The following is a 19,091-nucleotide window of genomic DNA, read 5'->3' on the forward strand; positions in this document are numbered from 1 at the left end:
GCGGGTCGGACTTACCGGGGAGGGCGGCGTCACGAGGAAGAACTCCGGGCGAGCCGGAGCGGGAATGGCGGGATCGATAGACGTCGGCCCCCGGCCGTCGCCGGTGGGTCGCGATCGGGCGGCAGGTACGGGACAGGACGTTTCCGTATCGCATGTGAAGATTTAGGTGTCCCCTCTCCTGACGGCGTTCGGGTTGTTTCTGGGAGGCTGCTTCGTCGGGGCAGGTCTCCTGGCCCTCGTGACCGGTGCGGCGCCACCATTCCCGGGGGCGAGTCGGGGCCTTGAGGAGGATCCGTGGACGCCGACTACTCGCCGGTTGCCGAGCTCAACCTGCTCATGGCGTTCCAGGACCGTATCGGGTTCGGCCAGTACGCCGACGGGTTCGGGCTGACCGAGTACGACGACACGTCCGGCCTGGCGGCCGGCTGGTCGGACGATCCCGAGTTCCTTGACCGGCTGGTGCCGTTCGCGCGGGCCACCGACGGCGGTTCGTTCTACACCCTGTGGCGGATCGACGACCGGGCCGACCTGGCGAGCCTGCCGGTCGTCGTCTTCGGCGACGAGGGCGGCCAGCATGTCGTCGCCCGCGACCTGCGGGAACTGTTCCGACTCGTCGGCTACGACTGCGAGATCACCGTCGGCTGGGACGACGCCTACTTCTACCGGGGCGACGACCACGAGCACCGTTCCGGCCATGCCGACTACGTCGCCTGGCTGGCCGAGCACTTCGCGCTGACCCCGGCGGACGACCCGGACGTGGTCGTCGCCACGGCCCGCGCCGAGTACGGCGACCGGTTCGAGACCTGGTCGGCCGGCTTCCTGCCCGAGTGAGGGGCGCCGGGCAAAGGGCGAGCGCGAAAAGCGAATGCCGGCCGGGGCGCGGATGTATACCGTGCCCGCCATGTCCCGTGTAGAGGTTCGTCCGCTCGAGGCCGCCGATCTGGCCGCCTGCGGCGCGATGCTGGCCGAGCGGCACCGCCGCCACCGCATCGCACATCCGTTACTGTCCCCCCGATTCGAAGACGTCAACGCCGCGGTCGCGGAGTTGACCGCTGCATTCGAGACCGAGGACGCGTCCGGTGCGGTCGCGTTCCGGGCCGGCTCACCGGTTGGGTTTCTGCTCGGCGCCCCGAAGACGTCGCCGGTGTGGGGGCCGAACATCTGGGTCGAGGCGGCCGGGCAGGCGGTCACCGACGCCGAGGTGATGCGTGACCTGTACGGCGTCGCCGCGACCCGCTGGGTCGACGAGGGCCGCACCGCGCACTACGTGATCGTGCCGGCCGATGACGAGGACCTGGTCGGTGCCTGGTTCCGGCTGGGCTTCGGCCAGCAGCACGCGCACGCCATCCGACCGCCGGAGAAGGTGGCGACGGCGCCCCTGGCCGGCGGGCTGTCGGTGCGCCGGGCCGTCCGGGCCGACATTCCGGAGCTGGCCCGGCTCGATCTCGAGTTGCCGATGCACCACGGCCTGGCCGCGACGTTCTCGGCCGGCCGGGTCGGGACGGTGGAGGAGAGCCTCGCCGACTGGGAGGACGACATCGACAACCCGGAGTACGCCACGTTCGTCGCCGAACGCGACGGCAAGGTGATCGGCTCCGCGATCGGGTGCGCGTTGGAGAAGTCGAGCAGCCACCTGAGCCTGGCTCTTCCGGACAACGCCGCGTTCCTCGCGTACGCCGCGGTGTATCCGCACGCCCGTGGGGCCGGCGCCGGCCGGGCGCTCGGTGAGGCCGTCATCGACTGGTCGGTCGACAGCGGCTTCGACAGCGTGGTCACCGACTGGCGGGTGACCAACCTGCTCTCCTCGCGTACCTGGCCGAGGCTCGGCTTCGCCGAGACGTTCCTCCGGCTGCACCGCACGGTCGGCTACTGAGCCCGCCGCCCGACCGCGGGTGCCGGCGGCGGGTTCAGTACGGCTGGGGGCCGATGGTGACGACCCGGGCCCAGCTCGGCGGCGTGTCCGGTACGTAGTCGGGATCCTCCTCGTCCCATGACCGACTGGCTCCGTGCCGGGGAAACAGGCCCACCACGGTCCGGCACGGCGGCTGTCGGTCCGGCCAGGGGGTCTGCCCGTCGGTCAGCGCCACGATGACGTCCGGCCGGGGCGTCGCCCGCAGCGCCCTGGCGAAGCCGGTACGCAGGTCGGTGCCGCCGCCGCCGACCAGCGGAATGTTCTCGGCGCGGCACACCGGGCGTACCAGGTGGGCCGCGGCATCGCACGACAGCACGGTGACCAGGTCGCGTCGACCGCCCAGTGCGCGGGCGATCGCGGCGACCTCGAGCAGCGCGCTGCCGAGTTCGGAGTCGCTGACCGACCCGGACGTGTCGACGACCACCGAGACCCGGGGTGGCCTGCGCCGCAGGCTCGGCAGGACGATGCCGGGCAGGCTGGTGGACCGTCGCGACGGCCGGCCGTACGTGTAGTCCTCGCCCGCACCGGCGCTGGAGGCGGCCGAGCGGACCGCCGCCCCCAGCAGGTCCCGCCACGGCTGCGGCGGGTGGAACGCCTCTTCCGCCCAGCGTCGCCACCCTTTCGGGGCGTCACCCGGTTGTCCCGTGAGGCCCTGCGCGACCCGGAACCGGACCGCGTCCCGTTCCTGGTCGCTGAGCCCGTACGCGCCGTCCGCCCCGAGGTCCCATTCCCGTTCCAGCCCGTCGGCGCCACTGCCACAGTCCAGCCAGACCAGGCCCTGGGTGTGTGGTCCGAGCCGGAACATGGTCAGGTACTCCTCCATCAGCTTCCCCTCCGGCAGCCTCAGGAGAGCCGGGTCGACGGCGCCTTCGGGCCGGGCGAGTCCGTCGCCGTACACGTCGTCGTTGATCTCGCAGTCGGCCGCGATGTTCATCCGCAGCCGTTCACCCCGGCCGGTCAGGCCCTGCTGCGACGCGATCCGGTCGCCGCGACCGTGGTGGTCACGCAGCAGGTGCGAGACCTCGTGCACCCACACGCCGGCCAACTCCTCGACCGGGGTGCGGTCCACGAACGCCGGCGACACGTAGCACCGCCAGTGCCGGTCCACCGCCATCGTCGGCACCCGCCGTGACTCCACCGGATGCAGGGCGAACAGCGCCGTCGCCAGGTACGGCCGGACCCGGGCGGCGTGCAGCCGGGCGGTGTAGAGCTTCTGGAGGTCGAGTGCACCCCGTACGGCGGCGGTCATCGGCCGCTCCCGACCGCCGCCGCGACCCGGTCGGCGCGCCGGCTCAGCGACACCACTCCGGTGAGGCGCTCGATCGCCGCCGGGACGTCCCAGTCCGGCTGCCGCAGCGCGGCGAGCGTGGTCGCGGGGACGACCACGAGGTCCGGGGCTCCGGTCTCCAGGGTCCGTACGAGCAGGTTCCACGCCGCATCCCAGCGGGCCCGGTCCGGACGCTCCCGGACCGCCGCGACCACAGCGTCGAGTACGGCCTGGCGCAGGTCGCCCCGTTCGGGCAGCTCGGCCGTTGCCGGGGCGGCCAGCAGCGTCTCGGGATCGGGAAGGTCCATCCGGTCCAGGCTGGCGAGCAGTTCGAGCCCCGGCCCGTCCCCGACGGTCCCTCTGACCAACATGGACAGGACTTCCCGCGAGGACCCCGCCGCGGTGGCGAACGCGATCAGGCACAGCGCCATCTGCCAACTGCGCGGTGACGGCCAGGGGCCGCCCCGGCGGGCTTCGTTGTTCGGCATCTGGTGCACCAGCGCGGGGCGGCCGGTGAGGAGCCCGCACACCGCCCGACGGGCGTACGCGACGGCCTCGGGCAGCCGCTGCGGGGCGAGCCGGGGCAGTGCCGCCCTGGGCCAGGTCCCGCCGAGGCCGCGTACCACCGTCTCGTGCTCGTACGTCCACTGCAGATGGACGAACCGGTTGGCCAGGGGCGCACTCAGCTCCCAGCCGTCGGCCGCGGACGACCGTGGATTGGCGGCGGCCACGATCCGGACACCGGCCGGCAGCCGCAGGGCGCCGATCCGCCGTTCGAGTACGACGCGGAGCAGGGCGGCCTGGACGGCCGGCGGCGCGGTGGACAGTTCGTCGAGGAACAGGAGTCCCCGCCCGGCGCGGACCAGGCGGACGGCCCAGTCCGGCGGGGCCATCGGGACGCCCTGCACCGCCGGGTCGTCACCGACCACGGGCAGGCCGGCGAAATCGGACGGCTCGTGCACGCTGGCGATCACCGTGGTCAGCGGCAGGTCGAGGGCCGTCGCGAGCTGGTTCAGGGCCGCCGTCTTGCCGATTCCCGGCTCGCCCCACAGCAGCACGGGCAGGTCGGCGGCCACGGCCAGGGTCAGCGCCTCCAACTGGATGTCGGGACGCGGCTCGGTGGCGGTGTCGCGCAGGAGGGCGAGCAGGTCGGCGGCGACGTCGAGCCCGGTGTGGTGGGCCGTTGCCGGGGTGACGGACGGGATGGAACTGAGCATGTGGGATCACCTTGGGTTTCGAGTCGGGGCGGCAGCGGTCGCGCCCGTGACGGGGTGGAGATCGGAAAGGTGGGGGAGCGGGCCGCGTCAGCGGGGCAACGCGTGCCGCGGATGGGTCCGGCAGTCGCGACGCAGGCGGCGCTGGTCGGGTCGGCGGGCCAGGGCGCCGATGCGTCCGGCGAGTCCGGCCCGGAACAGTCCGTGCCTGACCTGCCGGAGCGCCGCGGTCTCCAACTCGTCCCGCAGAGCACCAGGGCGTAGCAGCGCGTCGGGTCCGAGAACGGCCTCGACGGCGGCCAAGGCACCGGCGATGTCGCCGTGGTCCAGGCGGGCCCGTACGTCGACGAGGCACTCCGGGTGTCGGTGGGCGTCGTCGATCGCCTGTAGGCAGGGCAGTGGGGTGCCGGTCAGCGCGGCCAGCAGTTCCTCACGGCGGATCTCGGCCGGGTCGTGGTCGAGCGGGACGAGGACGCCGTCGACGAGGCCGATCCGGTGCCGGGCGCCCCGGCACTCGACGAGCCGCGGAACGTGGTCGCCGTCCGCTGCGTGCGCGGCGTCGGCCGGTGGCCGATCCGGTACGAGGGCCTGCGCCACCAGCGGGTGCAGCCGTTCGGGCCCGATCAGCCCGGCGCGCAGCAACGCCAGGTCGGGTAGCTCCCAGGTCGCCGCGTCGGGCAGCACCGGAAGTCCGCGGCTGCGGCCCCCGGCGGGCGCCACCGTGATCCTCGGTCCCGGCGACCCGCCGGTGGTGTTCCCGACGGTGGTCAGGTCGAGGAGCAGCCGGCGCCGGGCGCCGATCCGTACGGCGACGGTGCCGGTGGTCCGGCCCTCCGCGCGGAGCAGCAGCCCTGCCTCGTCCGCCCACCGGTCCGCGGCGTAGCCGTGGCCTGGCGGCACGAACGGTTCGACAGCGAGATTCTGGTCGCCGGGACACCGGTCCGCGCCGGCCCGGGTTCGCAGTTCACCCGCCCGGCGCGAGTCCCAGAGGTGGCGGTGCAGGTCGAGGCGGAACCGCCGGTCGGGGTGCGAACCCCGGCCGGTTCCGGGCCGGGACCCGTTCCACAGCGCCAGGCTGATCCGTTGGCCGGCGTCCGCCCAGGCCGGGGGAGTCCGGGCCACCAGGTGGACCGTGTCGCCGTCCGCGCCCTCCGCCGGGCCGTAGCGGGTCAGGGAGACGGTCAGGCCCGGTCGGAGCAGCCCGTCCGGTGCGACCCTCGGCATGTGCCAGCGCAGCAGGTCGGGAGCCAGTTGACGGAGGTCGGACCGGATCCGTGCCGCGAGTTCCTGCCCGTGGGCGTGGGCCACGAAGCGAAGACTCAGGTCGACATCGACGCGGGCGGCGGCACACGCTCCGGCCCAGTCGCCGACGGCACGGCGGTCGGTCGCAGATCTGATCATGGACGGCGGGACGGCGAACTCGCGCACGTGCCGCCAGACGAGAAGACGGGAATCCCGGTTCGCGGTAGATGGGTGCATCAGCACTCACCTTGTGCGAATGGGGCCCCCAATCTGAAAGAGGAGGTGTTCATCGGGGGCAGCGTACAACCGTCGCACCCGCCACGCCAGACATGGGGCGGCCGAATGCCGGAACCGCCCCGGGCAGACGCGCCACGAACCGGGGGTGGGCACCCGGTCCAGGTACCCACCCCGTCGCCGGAGAGCGCTACGCGGCCCGGGTGATCCGGCCGATGGTGACCGGGCGGTCGCTCACCGGACGCCAGGTGCTCTCGTTGGCGCCCCACCAGTGCCCCAGGATGGTGCCGGCACTGTCGGTCCGGAACACCATGTGCCCTCGCCGAGCCCGTCGTACTCGACCGCGCCGACCGTACGGCTGTCCCGGAAGTCCTGCGGGATGCTGCCCGCGACGCCGTGCGGCTCGCTGGTGCTGTCGAGGACCCGCACCGCCCATTCGATGGTGGCCGGGTTGTTGTCCATGTCGTACGGCGTCCGGCCGGCGAAGTACGCGGTGTGGCCGGTGGCCGCGCCGGAGCCGCCGTTGTACCTGATGGCGATGATGTCGCCGACGAACGCGTCGGTCAGCTTGCCGACCTTCTTGACGTGCGGCACGGTGCCGGCGTTGATCGCGTTGTAGTACTGCGCCGAGGTGGGGCTGGTGCTGCCGAAGTGGGTCTGGAAGAAGCTGTTGGTGGCCCAGTCGGCGCCGTACGCCCGCTTGAGCGAGAGGGTGACCATCGGCGCGCAGGTGGCCGTGGCGGTGTACGTCGAGGGTGAGCCCGGCGTCCCCCACACCATGGTGCTGGACCCGTTGGGGTTGCCGTTGGCGCCCGGATAGTAGTCCTGACCTCGTTGGCCGCGATGTAGCCGTTCGCGAAGTTGAAGTCGAAGACGGGGCCGGCGGCGGCCGGTACGGCGGTGGCGGCGGTCAGGGCCGCGACGGCGACGGTGGTGACGATCGCGGTGCGGGCGGCGCGAAGCGACGACATGGCTCGAACTCCAGACGGTGGTGGGATTCGGGGCTGGTCGCCCCGGGCTGTCCGGTGTCCATGCTCGCCGCCGTGCCACCCCGGACTCTTCCGGGAAATCCCTAGCGCCGGCCGTTCACCGCCGCCGCGACGGGTCCGGCCGTCGTCGCCGCATCCGGCCCTTCGCCGGCCAGGTGGGCGGCGACCGCCTCGGCGGACAGCCGCGCCGCCCGGATCGCCGTCTGCCTGGTCGCCCCGGCCAGGTGCGGGGTCATCACCACCCGGGGGGCGGTGCGTAGCGGCGAGTCGGCGGGCAGCGGCTCGGCGTCGAAGACGTCGAACGCGGCCGCGCGGAGCCGCCCGGAGTGCAGCGCGCGGGCGACCGCCGGGTAGTCGACCAGGCCACCGCGGGCGGTGTTGACCAGTACGGCCCCGGGGCGCATCCGGTCCAGCGCGGCGGCGTCGATCATGCCGGCGGTTTCCGGCGTGAGCCGGGCGTGCAGGCTCACCACCTGGCTGCTGGCGAGCAGTTCGGGCAGGTCGACCGGGCGGCCGGTGACGGTGGCCGGGTCGGCGTACGGATCGTGCACCAGCACCTCGGCGTCGAAGGCGTGCAGGATCCGGGCCACCCGGCTGCCGATGGCGCCGTACCCGACCAGGCCGACCGTGGCACCGGCCAACTCGTCGCCGCAGTGTTCCAGGGCGTACAGGTCGCTGCGCCACTCTCCGGCGACCAGGCCGGCGTGGTTCGCCGGGATCTGCCGCAGCGCGGCCGTCAGCAGCGCGACGGTGTGTTCGGCGGCGGCGACCGCGTTGCGGCCGGGGGTGGTCCGGACCGTCACCCCGTGTGCGGTGGCGGCCGGGATGTTGACGTTGACCGGCCCGCCCCGGCAGACCACGACGAGCCGTAGCTCCGGCGCGGCGGCGAGGACCCGTTCGGTGAACGGGGCCATCTGGGTGACCGCGATCCGTACGCCGTCCAGGGCGGCGATCAGTTCGTCCTCGCTGCCGGACGCCTCGTCGACCTCGGCGACCGGGCCGAACGGGGTATACGGCCAGGGCAGGGTCAGTTCACGGATCTCGACTGCCTCGCCGACGGTGGCCCGCAGGTGCTCGGCGACGAGTCCACAGGTGACGAAGTGGTCTCCCGCGATCAGGACCGGGATGGGGGGCACGGCGCTCTCCTGTCTTCACCCGCCGTCGGGCGGTACCGGGTTCTGTCGCGCCGCCGGCGGCGGCACGGATGGCTGGATCGGCCGGGCGGCCGGCGCCCGGCACGGGTCAGGGGCCGGTCCAGCCGGTACGGGCCCGCTCCAACCGCCGCAGGTAGTCGGCGTAGCCGGCCTCGTAGTCGGCGACCGCTGCCGGATCCGGGGTGACCACCGCGGCCGGCGGCCCGGGAAGCGGCGGCAGGTCGAGCGCGGCGTGTACCGTACGCGCCGCGCCCCGTGCCCCGACCTGCTCGCCGGTGTGGGCATGGATCGGCCTGCCGAGCACGTCGGCGAAGATCTGCCGCCATTCGGCGGAGGCGATCCCGCCGCCGCAGGCACTCAGCCGCCCGGTCAGCCCGGCGGCGGTCAGGCAGTGCCGGGCGCTGTAGGCGATCGCCTCGCACGCGGCGCGGACCAGGTCGGCCCGGGCGGTGCCCAACCGCAGGCCGTCGAAGCTGCCCCGGGCGTGTGGCGCGGTGAACGGGGCACGTTCCCCGGCCTCGGCCAGGAACGGCAGCATCCGGACCCCGTTGGCGCCGGGCGGGCTCGCGGCCAGCAGGGCCGGCAGGTCGTCCACGGTCGCGCCGACCAGGGTGAGGACCCAGTCCAGCGCGGCCGACCCGACCATCGCCGGCATCGCCCGCAGCCAGCGCCCCGGGTCGGGTAGCGAGAGGGTGAGCCCGGCCGGCGGGCCGTCGGTGCGGACCCGGTCGGTGACCACCTGGCAGGCGAGGGTGGTGCCGACGATCAGGACCCCGTCGCCGACCCCGGTGACCCCGGCCCCGATCGCCGTGGCCGGCAGGTCGTACGGGGCGGCGACCACCGGCGTCCCGGCCGGTGGGCCGTCCGGCACCGCCGTCGCGGTCAGTTCGCCGACCGGCGTGGCCAGTACGGGCGCGAGCAGGTCACGGTGCCGGCCCAGCCCGCAGGCGTCGATCAGCGACTCGTCGTACCGTCGGGTGTGCGGGTCGAGGAAGGGCGCCGAAGCGTCGGAGACCTCGGTGGCGCGCAGCCCGGTGAGCCGTTGCACCACCACGTCCTTGCAGTAGCCGGCGGTGGCCGCCCCGGCGAGCGCCGCCGGCTCGTGGGTGTCCATCCAGGCGAGCAACGGGCCGGAGGCGCCCGGAAACAGGTGGTTGCCGGTACGCCGGAAGACCTCGGCGGTCCGCCCGTCCGCCGACCACTCGGCGAGGATTCCGACGGCCCGCCCGTCCAGCCAGGAGACGGCGGGCCGGACCGCCCGCGCGTCGCGGTCCACCAGCCACAGGCCGTCGCCCTGCCCGGTGACGCCGATCCCGGTCACCGGGTGCGGGCAGCGGGCGGCGAGTTCGGCGAGCACCTCGCCGACCGAGGCCGCGACCTGGTCCGGGTTCTGCTCGTACCGGCCACCGGGCAGCCGCCGCAGCACCGTCGGGCGGCTCGCGACGGCGACCGCCCGGCCGTCGGGGGTGAACCCGACGGCCTTGGTGACGGTGGTGCCGACGTCCACCCCGATTGTCACCCGCACCGGAACTCCTCAGGCGATCTCGTAGGCGATGTGCTGTTCGCGTAGCTCGGCCAGGGTCTCCTCGGGCGCCTGGTCGTCGGTGAGCACCAGGTCCCAGTCCGACAGCGGGGCCACCTGGTGCAGTGCCACCCGGCCGAGCTTGGTGTGGTCGACCATCAGCACCCGCCGCTGCGCGGAGCGCAGCATCGCGCGCTTCACCAGCACGATCTCCTGCTCCTGGTGGTAGGTGACGCCACGGGACACCGCCGAGGTGGAGGCGAAGAGCAGGTCCACCCGTAGCGCGTCGATCGCCTCGATGCAGGGCACGCCGAGGAACGAGTCGTGGGTCGGGTAGTACTCGCCGCCGAGGGCGAGCAGTCGGATGCCACGGATGCCGGAGAGCAGCTTGATCGTCTCCAGGAAATTGGTTACCACGGTGAGCGGGGTGCTCTCCTCGAGCAGGCGGGCCAGCTCCAGGGTGGTGGTGGAGTCGTCCAGCATGATCGCCATCCCCGGCTCGATCATGCCGCGGGCCCGGCGGGCGAGCGCCTGCTTGTGCTGCGTCGAGGCACGCAGCCGGAAGTGGACGTTGGACTCGAAGACGCTGGACGGCTGCGCGCTGGCGCCGCCCCGGAACTTGCGGACGATGCCCTGCCGGGCGAGTTCGTCCAGGTCGCGGTGGATGGTCATCAGGCTGACCCCGAACTGTTCGGCGAGGTCGGCGGCGGAGACCGAGCCGTGCTGGAGAACCTGCTCGGCGATGTCGGACTGGCGTTGGGCCGGGCGGCTGCGCTCCCCGGAATCGATGCTGCTCATCGGCTTCCCGTCGGAATGTGGTTGGGTTGCGGACACGGTGTCGCTACCGGAAGGTTGTACGCCAGCAGGGCCGCCCCGGGCACACCCGACGCCGATCCGTCCACTGTGTCCGGCACGGGTGCCGGTGCGGCGGGCAGCGAGATCACGCAGACCGCCGCCGGATCCAGCCGGGGCAGCCGGCGCCGGTAGTCACCCAGCGGAATGCCGAGCGCCGCGCAGATCACCAGCCGGATCAGGGTGCTGTGCGCGACCACCAGCACCCGGCCGCCCGGGTCGGCGGCGGTGATCTCGGCCAGGGCGGCGTACGCCCGCGCCACGGCCGCCGCCGGCCGTTCACCGCCCGGCCACGGGTTCGCCGCCGGATCGGCGAGGAACGCCGCGACGGCATCCGGGTCCCGCTCGCGCATCTCGGCCATGGTGTGCCCCTCGGCGACACCGAAGTCGACCTCGACCAGCCGTTCCTCCACCCGCACCCGCAGTCCCGTACGGGCGGCCACCGGCGCCGCGGTGGAGCGGGCCCGATGCTGCGCCGAGCAGGCGAGCCCGGTGAGACCCTGGCCCGCCGCCCACTCGGCGAGCCGGTCGGCCTGCTCCTCACCGGCGCGGGCCAGCGGGATGTCGGTACGGCCGGTGTACCGGTTCGGCGAGTGCCAGGCCGTCTGGCCGTGCCGGGCGAGCAGGACGGTGGTGGCGTTCACGCTGCCTCCAGGGCATGCCGCGACAGCTCCGGGCTGAGGTAGGCGCGGCGGGTCAGTTCAGTGACGAAACGGGCGTACGCGGGCGCGAAGCGGCGCTGGCCGTCCGGCCGGGGGTCGATGCGCTGGCCGGGGCGGACCATGCTCCGCGCGGTGGCGGCCAGCGACTTCTCGCCGGCCGCCGCGACGACCGCCATGCCGAACGCGGGTTCGGGCTGGGCGGGGCGGCGGACCGGCTGCCCGAGCACGTCGGCGCGGACCTGGCACCAGTACCGGCTGCGGCTGCCGCCGCCGGTGACCGAGATGGGGCCGGTCACCGGTGCGCCCAGCATCCGCAGGTAGCTGAGGCAGAGCCGTTCGACGAAGGCGACGCCCTGCAGGACGCCGGCGTAGCGGTCGGCGGTGCCGGCGAAGGTGCCGATCTCGAACGGCTCGGCGCCGGGGTCGACGAAAGGGAACCGCTCGCCGCGCCCGTTGATCGGGTAGCTCAGGCCGCCGGCCGGTTCGTGGCGGGCGGCGGCGACGTCGAACTGTTCGTGGTCGGCGTCGGGGAAGCGGGCCCGCAGCACCCCGGCGCCCACGTTCGAGGCGCCGCCGGGCAGCCAGCCACCGTCCGGGTGCCGGTGCGAGTAGACCGCGCCACCGGAGTCGCGCAGCCGGTGCCGGGTCACCCCCTTGAGCACGAGGGTGGTGCCCAGGACGGAGTTCCACCCGCCGGGTTCGAGCGCCCCGGCGGCGACCTGGGCGGCGCAGCCGTCGGTGAGGCCGGCGTGGATGGGCAGGCCGACCGGCAGCCCGGTGTGCGCCGCCCCGATCCGGCCCACCGTGCCGATCTCGGTGCCGGGCCGTACGACCTCGGGGAAGAGCGTCGCCGGCAGGTCGAGACGGTCGAGCACCTCGGCCGGCCAGCGCAGCGCCTCCACGTCGTACCCGCTCTTGAGGGCGTGGGTCCAGTCGGTGGCGACCGGTGCGCCGGCCAGTCGGCCGGCGAGGAAGTCCGCGCAGTGCAACAGCCGCAGCCGGCCGCGGCCCAGGTCGGCCGCGTGGGTCGGTGCCCCGTTGCGCAGTAGCCAGACGAGCCGGGGCAACGCCCACGTCTGCTGCATCGGATAGCCGAGGTGGGCCCAGAGTTCGGCGCCTACCTCGCTTACCTCTTCGACTTCCGCGCCGGCGCGGGCGTCGTCGTACATCAGCGCGGTGCTGTGCGGCCGTCCGTCAGGGGTGGCGAGCAGGAAGGTGCCCGACGTGCTGCAGATGGCGAGGCCGCGCAGCCGGTCGACGGCGAGGTCGCCGAGTGCCTGGCGGAACGCGGTTCCGAGCACCCGCCACCACTGTTCCGGGTCCTGTTCGTGCCGGGGCCCGTTCCGCCGGCTGGTCAGTGGCCCGGAGCCGTGGCCGACGACCAGGCCCTGCCCGTCGGTGACCATGACGCGGAGGCTCTGGGTGCCGACGTCGACCCCGGCCCAGAGATCTGGTGTGGACAGTGCGGAGCTGCGCATCCGGGATCAGAACCTCCAGCACGGGAGTCAACAAGAGTTGCGTTAACTTAACACGGAGTTGTGAGGTGTGGGAGTGCCCTTTTCTGACTCTCCCTGCCGCGTTGCTCCTGTATGGGTGGCCGCTCCGCGATATTTCCAGCGGATCACGGTGTTGTGAACTTCACTCGCACCGTGTTAGATAACAGCCATTGCCACACCGATCTTCACGGTGTGCGGCAGGCCGGCCGCCGGCGCGCGGCCGTTCAACTGGAGGACAGATGATTCGACGCAGGATCGCGCGCGGAGTCGCCGCCATCGCCTGTGCGGCTCTGATCGCCGCGTGCGGCGGAGGGAGCGGAGACTCCGACGGCGTCCAGACGATCAGCTTCTGGCATTCGATGGGCGGCAAGAACGGTGAGGCCGTCCAGGCGCTGGTCGACCGGTACAACGAGCAGAACGCCGGCAAGGTCCGGGTCGAGGCGATCTACCAGGGCAAGTACAACGACTCACTGACCAAACTGCGAGCGTCCATCCAGTCCCGGCAGACACCGAACCTGGTGCAGGTCTTCGAGATCGGGACCAGGCTGATGTACGACACCAAGGCCACCGTGCCCTTCGCCGACCTCGCCGCCGACGGCGGCATCGACGTCGACCAGATCGAACCGGGCATCGCCCGCTACTACACCGTGGACGGCAAGCTACAGTCCCTGCCGTTCAACGCCTCGGCACCGATGCTGTTCTACAACAAGACCGCCTTCGCCGAGGTCGGACTCGACCCGGAGAAGCCGCCGACCACCCTCGCCGAACTCGCCGACGCCGCGCGGAAACTGACCGTCCGCTCCGGCGGCAACGTCACCCGCTACGGCTTCGTCGCCTCCATCGACGGGTGGCTCGTCGAGCAGTTGCTCGCCAACGCCGGGGTGGAGTACTGCGACAAGGGCAACGGCCGCGAAGGGCTGCCCACCGCCGTCAACTGGGACAACCCGACGCTGCGCAACATCGTGCAGACCTGGGCCGGCCTGATCAACAGCGGCGACGGGCTCAACGTCGGGCGCAACAACACCGACGCGTCCGCGGCCTTCCAGGCGGGCCGGGCGGCCATCCTGCCGTTCACCTCGGCGAACCTGCGGGACATCATCAGCGGTTCGGACTTCGAGGTCGGCGTCGCCAACTACATCCGCGCCGAGGCCGGGCAGACCGGTGGCGTCTTCAACGGGGGCGGATCGGTCTGGACCATGGCCGGGCACCCGAAGGCGAAGCAGGAGGCGGCGGTCGACTTCCTCAAGTACCTCGCCTCCGCCGAGACCCAGGCGCAGTGGGCGGCCCAGACCGGCTACATCGCGATCAACCGCACCGCCGAGGAGACCGCCGCGTTCAAGGAGATCCTCACCACCTACCCGGACTTCGCCAAGCCGGCCGCCCAGGTCCGCCAGGCTCCGGACACCCCCGCCAGCCACGGCTGCCTCATGGGCGTCATGCCACAGGCCAGGGACAAGATGAACGACGTCGTCGAGGCCGTCATCCTCGGCCGGTCCACCCCCGACCAGGCCATCGCCGAGTCGCAGCGGGCCCTGACCCCCGTCATCGAGTCCTACAACAAGTCGGTCGGCCAGTAGGCCCCGCATCCCCCGGCCCGCTGTGCCGTGCCGCGCCGCGCGGCCGGCGGGCCGTACGACCGGGCGGCCGGTGGGCCGCGTACGAACCCTTGATAAGAGGAGCTGCACTGTGCCGACTCTGGTAGGCCACCGGGGAGCGCCGACGCGCCGCCTGGAGAACACTGTGGGATCGCTGCTTCTGGCCCGCGACCAGGGCGCCGAAGCCGTCGAGTTCGACGTACGGGCCACCCGTGACGGACATCCCGTCCTGCTGCACGACCGGACCCTGGAGCGGTTCTGGGGCCGTCCGGAGCTGGTCGGTGAACTGACCCTCGCCGAGCTGCGCGAACTGCGGGCGGCGGAGGAACCCGAGGCGAGGCTGCCCACCCTGGGCGAGGTCGCCGACGCCGTCGACCTGCGACTGGTGGTGGACGGCAAGGACCCCGACCTGGTCCCGACGATCGTCGAGGTGCTCCGCCGGCACGACGCGCTTGCCCGGTCCTGTTTCATCGGGGAACCCGGCGTGCTCGGCGAGGTCCGTCGGGTGCTGCCCGACGCCGAGATCATCCTGTCCTGGGCGGGGGAGCGGCCACCACCGCCGGAACTGCTCGACACCATCCGGCCGGCCGCGCTCAACCTGCGGTGGGCAGGGCTGAGCGACGAGACGTACCGGGCGGTCCGGGAACTCGGCCACCAGATCTGGACGTACTGCGTCGACGACGCGACGCAGGCCCGGCGGGCGCTGCGGCTCGGGATCGACGCCGTGATCACCAACGACCTGCCCGCGGTCGCACCGGTGCTGGCCGGCGTCGCGGAGGTGGGCCGGTGAGCGGCCCGGAACAGCTCGCGGACTGGCACCGGGCCGCGGTCGAGCTGGCCGGCTGGGCGGTGCGGACCATCGCGGCCGGCGACCCCGACCCGGCCCGCTCCGAGACCAAGGTCAACGCCGGGGACTGGGTCACCCCGTTCGACCGGGCGGTCGAACGGCACGTACGCGCCGAACTCCTGGCCCGCTTCCCGGACCACACCGTGGTGGGCGAGGAGTACGGCGCCGACGGCGGCCCGGCCGATCCCTCCGTCACCTGGTACCTCGACCCGATCGACGGCACCACCAACTTCGTGCACGGTGTGCCCTGGGTGGCGTTCAGCCTGGCCGGCGCGGACGAGCACGGTGCCGCCGTCGGCGTCGTCGCCGACGTCTACCGGGGCGAGGTGTTCAGCGCCGTACGCGGCGGTGGCGCCTTCCTGGACGGCCGGCCCGTACGCTGCGCGGCCGGCGCCTCGATCGCCGGCGGCATCCTGCTCACCGAGTGGTCCCGACAGGACGCCTGGCCCGGCATGTACGACTACCTGCCGCGGATCTCGGCGCGGCACGGCGCCACCCGGATCATGGGTTCGTGCGCCCTGGCGCTGGCCACGGTCGGCGCGGGCCGGGCGGCCGGTGCCGTGCTGCCGGGCCACTACAACGCCTGGGACGTGATGGCCGGCGTGCTCATCGCCAGGGAGGCCGGCGCGGTCGTCCGGGACCGGCGCGGCGACCACGACGGGGTGCCGCTGGACGGCGTACTGGTGGCACCGGGCCCGGTCGCCGACGAGCTGTGGCACGCCTGGGTGGACCCAGTGCCGGCGGCGACATGAGCACGCCGACCCTGGCCCCGGCCGCCCCGCGCCCGCCGGTCCCGGTTGCCGTGCCGACCCGCAAGCGGCGCTACCGGCCGGCGGAGATCGCGATCTCGGTCGCGTTCCTGCTGCCCTCCACCGCCGTCTACCTGATCTTCGTCTTCTACCCGCTGGCCAGAACCCTCTGGCTGAGCGTCCACGGCACCGACATCTTCGGCGCCACCACCGACTTCGTCGGCCTGGACCGGTACGTGGAGTTCTTCACCGAGCCCCGGCTGCGCCGGGTGCTGTTCACCACCGCGCTCTTCTCCACCGTCACCGTGCTCCCGACCCTGCTGCTCGGCCTCCTCCTGGCCCTGTCGCTACAGGCCAAGGTGCGCGGCATCAGCTTCTTCCGGACCTTCATGGCGACCCCGTTCGCCTTCTCGGCGGCCGCGGCCGCGGTCGTCTTCGACATCTTCTACAGCCCGAGCGTCGGGGTGTTCAACGGGCTGCTCAGCTCGATGGGGCTGCCCGTGGTCGAGTGGCTCACCAACCCGACGACCGCACTGCCGAGCCTGGCGGTGGTCTCGGTCTGGCGGGACCTGGGCTACGCGATGCTGGTCTTCTCCGCCGGCCTGCAGGCCATTCCGGACGAGGTGCTGGAGGCGGCCCGCATCGACGGCGCCGGCCGGTGGACGCTGCTGCGCCGGATCGTGCTGCCGCTGCTCACCCCGACGATGTTCTTCCTGCTGGTGGTCTCCACCATCTCGTCGCTGCAGACCTTCGGCGAGATCAACATCCTGACCGGCGGTGGCCCGGACGGCGCCACCACCACCCTGGTCTACAGCCTCTACCAGTCCGCGTTCGCCTTCGGCGGCAGCGACTACGGCCTCGCCTCGGTCCAGGCGGTCGTGCTGCTCGGGCTCGTCATGTTGATCACCGTGATCCAGTTCCGGGTCCTGCAGCGGAGGGTGCACTACGGATGAGCAAGCTGCGTACGTTCGGCACCCTCGCCGGCCTGAGCCTGCTACTCGCGATCGTCGTCTTCCCGCTCTACTACACGGTGGCCGGCGCGTTCATGAGCCAGGCCGAGCTGACCCGGTTCCCGCCGGCCCTGTTCCCCGGCGGGCTCAACTGGGGAAGCTTCAGCGGCGTCGTCGAATCGGTGCCGCTGGTCCGGCAGTACGGCAACAGCATCCTGGTCTCGCTCTGCGTGGTGGCCGGGGTGGTGACGACCTCGGTGCTCTCCGGGTACATCTTCGCCTTCGTCGAGTTCCCGTTTCGCCGGGTCGCGTTCGGCATGTTCCTGGCCACCATGATGGTCCCGGCCGAGGCGACGATCATCCCGAACTACCTGACGATGGCGGACTGGGGCCTGGTCAACACCTTCCCCGCGCTGATCGTGCCGTTCCTGGCCACCGGATTCGGAACCTTCCTGATGCGGCAGTTCTTCCTCACCTTTCCCAAGGAGATCCACGAGGCGGCGAAGGTGGAGGGCTGCGGACACCTGCGGTTCGTCCTGCAGATCCTGGTCCCGCTCTCCCGGCCGGCGATCGGCACCCTGGCGATCTACTCGTTCATCGGCACCTACAACCAGTACTTCTGGCCGCTGCTGATCGCGAACACCCCGGAGATGCAGACCCTGCAGATCGGCCTGGCCCAGCTCAACTCGCTGGAGGAGCGGTCGCCCAACCTGATCTTTGCGGGCGTCACTCTCGCCATCATCCCGATGCTGATCATGATCTACGCGTTCCAGCGCAACATCGTGCGCGGTCTCACCGCCGGGGCCGTGCGATGACCGGGGAACGCGCCAGGCCGGCGACCACCGCCGAACGGGTCCTGGTCCCCGGCGCGACCCTCGGAATCGGCAGCGACGGAACCTACCGGGGACTGCGGGCGGGACCGGGCGAACCACACCGGACCCGCGCCGACCTCGCGCCAGCCGTACCGCCCGGACCGGGCCGGCGGGTGCTGGCCACCCTCGCCCACCTCACCGACCTCCACGTCGTCGACCCCGGCTCACCGGCCCGGCTGGACTTCGCCATGCGAACCGGTGCCGGCACGGCCAGTTGGGGCGGGGCGGTCGACTGGGTCTTCCGACCCCAGGAACTGCTCGGTACACACGCCGCGGCGGCGATGGTGGACACCCTGGCCCGGCTGCCGGTCGACCTCTGCGTGGTGACCGGCGACAACGTCGACAACGCCCAGGCCAACGAACTCGCCGCCTACCTGGCGCTGCTGGACGGCGGACCGGTCGTCCCGCTGCCCGACGGCCGGTACGCCGGACCGCAGCGACCCGACTGGGACGACGACTGGTACTGGCGACCCGACCCCGGCACCGACCGGTACAAGCGGCGCTGGGGCTTCCCCACCCACCCCGGCCTGATCGAACGCGCCGAGCGCGGCTTCGTCTCCACCGGCCTCGGACACCCGTGGCTGGCCTGCCTCGGCAACCACGACCTGCTGGTCGGCGGCGCCAGCGCCGCCCACGCCGCCCTCGCCACGCTCGTCACCGGGGACCGCAAACCGGTACGGCTGCCGGACGGACTCGACCTGCCCGACGCACTGGCGACGCTGCTGACCGACCCGGCACCGATCTTCGGCGGCCCGACCCGACCGGTCACCGCCGCCGCCGGCCGGGCCTTCGTCGACACCGCCGGATTCGTCGCCGCGCACCGCCACCCCGGCGCCCGCCCCGCCGGCCACGGCTTCACCCCGGCGAACGAGCGGGACGGCACCGGCTACTACCGTCACGACCCGGTCCCCGGCCTGCGCGTCCTGGTCCTGGACACCAACCACCCGCACGGCCACTGGGACGGCAGCGTCGACCGCGACCAGCTCGCCTGGCTGGAAACGGAACTGGCCGGACTCGACGGCCCGGACGACCCACTGGTCGTGCTCGCCTCGCACCACGCCTCCCAGTCGATGACCAACGCGTACGGCGTCTGCCCGGACCGCCCCGCCGAACGGGCCTTCGCCGACGAACTGCTGCGGATCGCGCTGCGCTGCCGCAACGTCGTGCTCTGGCTCAACGGCCACCACCACACCAACCGGATCGTCGCCCACTTCCGCGCCGGCGGCGGCGGCCTCTACGAGGTGACCACCGCGGCGGTCACCGACTGGCCGAGCCAGGCCCGGCTGATCGAGGTGGCCGTCGAGGCGGACGGCACCTGCTGCCTGACCAGCACCATGGTCGACCACGACAGCCCGGCCGTCGCCGGTCCCGATCTCGACCCGGCGTCGGTGCCGGCGCTCGCCGCACTGCACCGCGAACTCGCCTACAACGACGGTGTACGGGCCGGCCGGTGGGGTGCCGGCGGCTCGGTCGCCGACCGCAACGTCCGGATGCGGGTGCCGCCGCGCCCGCCCCGGTAGACCGACGGCTCCAT

At 72.9% G+C, this 19,091-nt stretch carries 17 protein-coding genes; 8 read left to right on the forward strand and 9 right to left on the reverse strand.

The features are described 5' to 3' along the window. Window positions 1-294: 294 nt before the first annotated feature. Both AB0I42_RS28485 and AB0I42_RS28490 read left to right on the forward strand, forming a co-directional pair. Window positions 295-831, forward strand: a complete 537-nt coding sequence (locus AB0I42_RS28485; protein WP_357541920.1) for a hypothetical protein — start codon at window positions 295-297, stop codon at window positions 829-831. A 70-nt stretch (window positions 832-901) separates the two neighbouring features. Then, a complete protein-coding gene (locus AB0I42_RS28490) occupies window positions 902-1,873 on the forward strand; it encodes a GNAT family N-acetyltransferase (RefSeq protein ID WP_357541922.1) in 972 nt (323 codons plus the stop codon). A gap of 34 nt (window positions 1,874-1,907) precedes the next feature. On the opposite strand, the gene AB0I42_RS28495 is transcribed toward AB0I42_RS28490, so the two are convergent. The 9 genes from AB0I42_RS28495 to AB0I42_RS28535 all read right to left on the reverse strand — a co-directional run bounded on the left by AB0I42_RS28495 (window position 1,908) and on the right by AB0I42_RS28535 (window position 12,526). Then, on the reverse strand, window positions 1,908-3,161 hold the full coding sequence (locus tag AB0I42_RS28495) for a VWA-like domain-containing protein (protein ID WP_357541924.1): 1,254 nt from the start codon (window positions 3,159-3,161) through the stop codon (window positions 1,908-1,910). Continuing rightward, window positions 3,158-4,396, reverse strand: a complete 1,239-nt coding sequence (locus AB0I42_RS28500; protein ID WP_357541926.1) for a MoxR family ATPase — start codon at window positions 4,394-4,396, stop codon at window positions 3,158-3,160. The genes AB0I42_RS28495 and AB0I42_RS28500 overlap by 4 nt, the downstream gene beginning before the upstream one ends. An 87-nt stretch (window positions 4,397-4,483) precedes the next feature. Next, a complete protein-coding gene (locus AB0I42_RS28505; protein ID WP_357541928.1) occupies window positions 4,484-5,872 on the reverse strand; it encodes a hypothetical protein in 1,389 nt (462 codons plus the stop codon). 231 nt (window positions 5,873-6,103) lie between these two features. Beyond that, on the reverse strand, window positions 6,104-6,649 hold the full coding sequence (locus tag AB0I42_RS28510; protein WP_357541930.1) for a hypothetical protein: 546 nt from the start codon (window positions 6,647-6,649) through the stop codon (window positions 6,104-6,106). Window positions 6,650-6,941: 292 nt separating this feature from the next. Further along, window positions 6,942-7,994, reverse strand: a complete 1,053-nt coding sequence (locus tag AB0I42_RS28515; RefSeq protein WP_357541932.1) for a 2-hydroxyacid dehydrogenase — start codon at window positions 7,992-7,994, stop codon at window positions 6,942-6,944. Between the two features lie 106 nt (window positions 7,995-8,100). Continuing rightward, window positions 8,101-9,537, reverse strand: coding sequence for an FGGY-family carbohydrate kinase (locus tag AB0I42_RS28520; protein ID WP_357541934.1), 1,437 nt, complete (start codon window positions 9,535-9,537; stop codon window positions 8,101-8,103). A 9-nt stretch (window positions 9,538-9,546) separates the two neighbouring features. Beyond that, window positions 9,547-10,332, reverse strand: coding sequence for a DeoR/GlpR family DNA-binding transcription regulator (locus AB0I42_RS28525; protein WP_357517145.1), 786 nt, complete (start codon window positions 10,330-10,332; stop codon window positions 9,547-9,549). After that, complete coding sequence (locus AB0I42_RS28530; RefSeq protein ID WP_357541936.1) at window positions 10,329-11,030, reverse strand: histidine phosphatase family protein; 702 nt, start codon at window positions 11,028-11,030, stop codon at window positions 10,329-10,331. The genes AB0I42_RS28525 and AB0I42_RS28530 overlap by 4 nt, the downstream gene beginning before the upstream one ends. After that, window positions 11,027-12,526, reverse strand: a complete 1,500-nt coding sequence (locus tag AB0I42_RS28535; RefSeq protein WP_357541938.1) for an FGGY family carbohydrate kinase — start codon at window positions 12,524-12,526, stop codon at window positions 11,027-11,029. Before AB0I42_RS28535 ends, AB0I42_RS28530 begins: the two co-directional genes overlap by 4 nt. A 257-nt stretch (window positions 12,527-12,783) precedes the next feature. On the opposite strand from AB0I42_RS28535, the gene AB0I42_RS28540 reads away from it, so the two are divergent. The 6 genes from AB0I42_RS28540 (at window position 12,784) to AB0I42_RS28565 (ending at window position 19,077) form a co-directional block, all read left to right on the forward strand. Further along, window positions 12,784-14,121 carry an ABC transporter substrate-binding protein gene (locus AB0I42_RS28540; RefSeq protein ID WP_357541940.1) on the forward strand — a complete coding sequence of 446 codons (1,338 nt, stop codon included), beginning with the start codon at window positions 12,784-12,786 and terminating at the stop codon, window positions 14,119-14,121. Between the two features lie 109 nt (window positions 14,122-14,230). Continuing rightward, the gene (locus AB0I42_RS28545) at window positions 14,231-14,929 is read left to right on the forward strand and encodes a glycerophosphodiester phosphodiesterase family protein (protein WP_357541942.1); all 699 of its coding nucleotides are present in this window, start codon (window positions 14,231-14,233) and stop codon (window positions 14,927-14,929) included. Further along, window positions 14,926-15,738: an inositol monophosphatase family protein gene (locus AB0I42_RS28550; protein WP_357541944.1), complete on the forward strand. Its 813-nt coding sequence runs from the start codon at window positions 14,926-14,928 to the stop codon at window positions 15,736-15,738. The genes AB0I42_RS28545 and AB0I42_RS28550 overlap by 4 nt, the downstream gene beginning before the upstream one ends. Continuing rightward, on the forward strand, window positions 15,735-16,688 hold the full coding sequence (locus tag AB0I42_RS28555; protein ID WP_357541946.1) for a sugar ABC transporter permease: 954 nt from the start codon (window positions 15,735-15,737) through the stop codon (window positions 16,686-16,688). Before AB0I42_RS28550 ends, AB0I42_RS28555 begins: the two co-directional genes overlap by 4 nt. Next, entirely contained in the window at window positions 16,685-17,500 is an 816-nt protein-coding gene (locus AB0I42_RS28560) for a carbohydrate ABC transporter permease (RefSeq protein WP_357541948.1), read from the forward strand. Before AB0I42_RS28555 ends, AB0I42_RS28560 begins: the two co-directional genes overlap by 4 nt. Continuing rightward, entirely contained in the window at window positions 17,497-19,077 is a 1,581-nt protein-coding gene (locus AB0I42_RS28565; protein ID WP_357541950.1) for a hypothetical protein, read from the forward strand. The genes AB0I42_RS28560 and AB0I42_RS28565 overlap by 4 nt, the downstream gene beginning before the upstream one ends. Window positions 19,078-19,091 lie beyond the last annotated feature (14 nt).

This window comes from Polymorphospora sp. NPDC050346 (assembly GCF_040655695.1).
Taxonomy (GTDB): Bacteria; Actinomycetota; Actinomycetes; order Mycobacteriales; family Micromonosporaceae; genus Polymorphospora; species Polymorphospora lycopeni.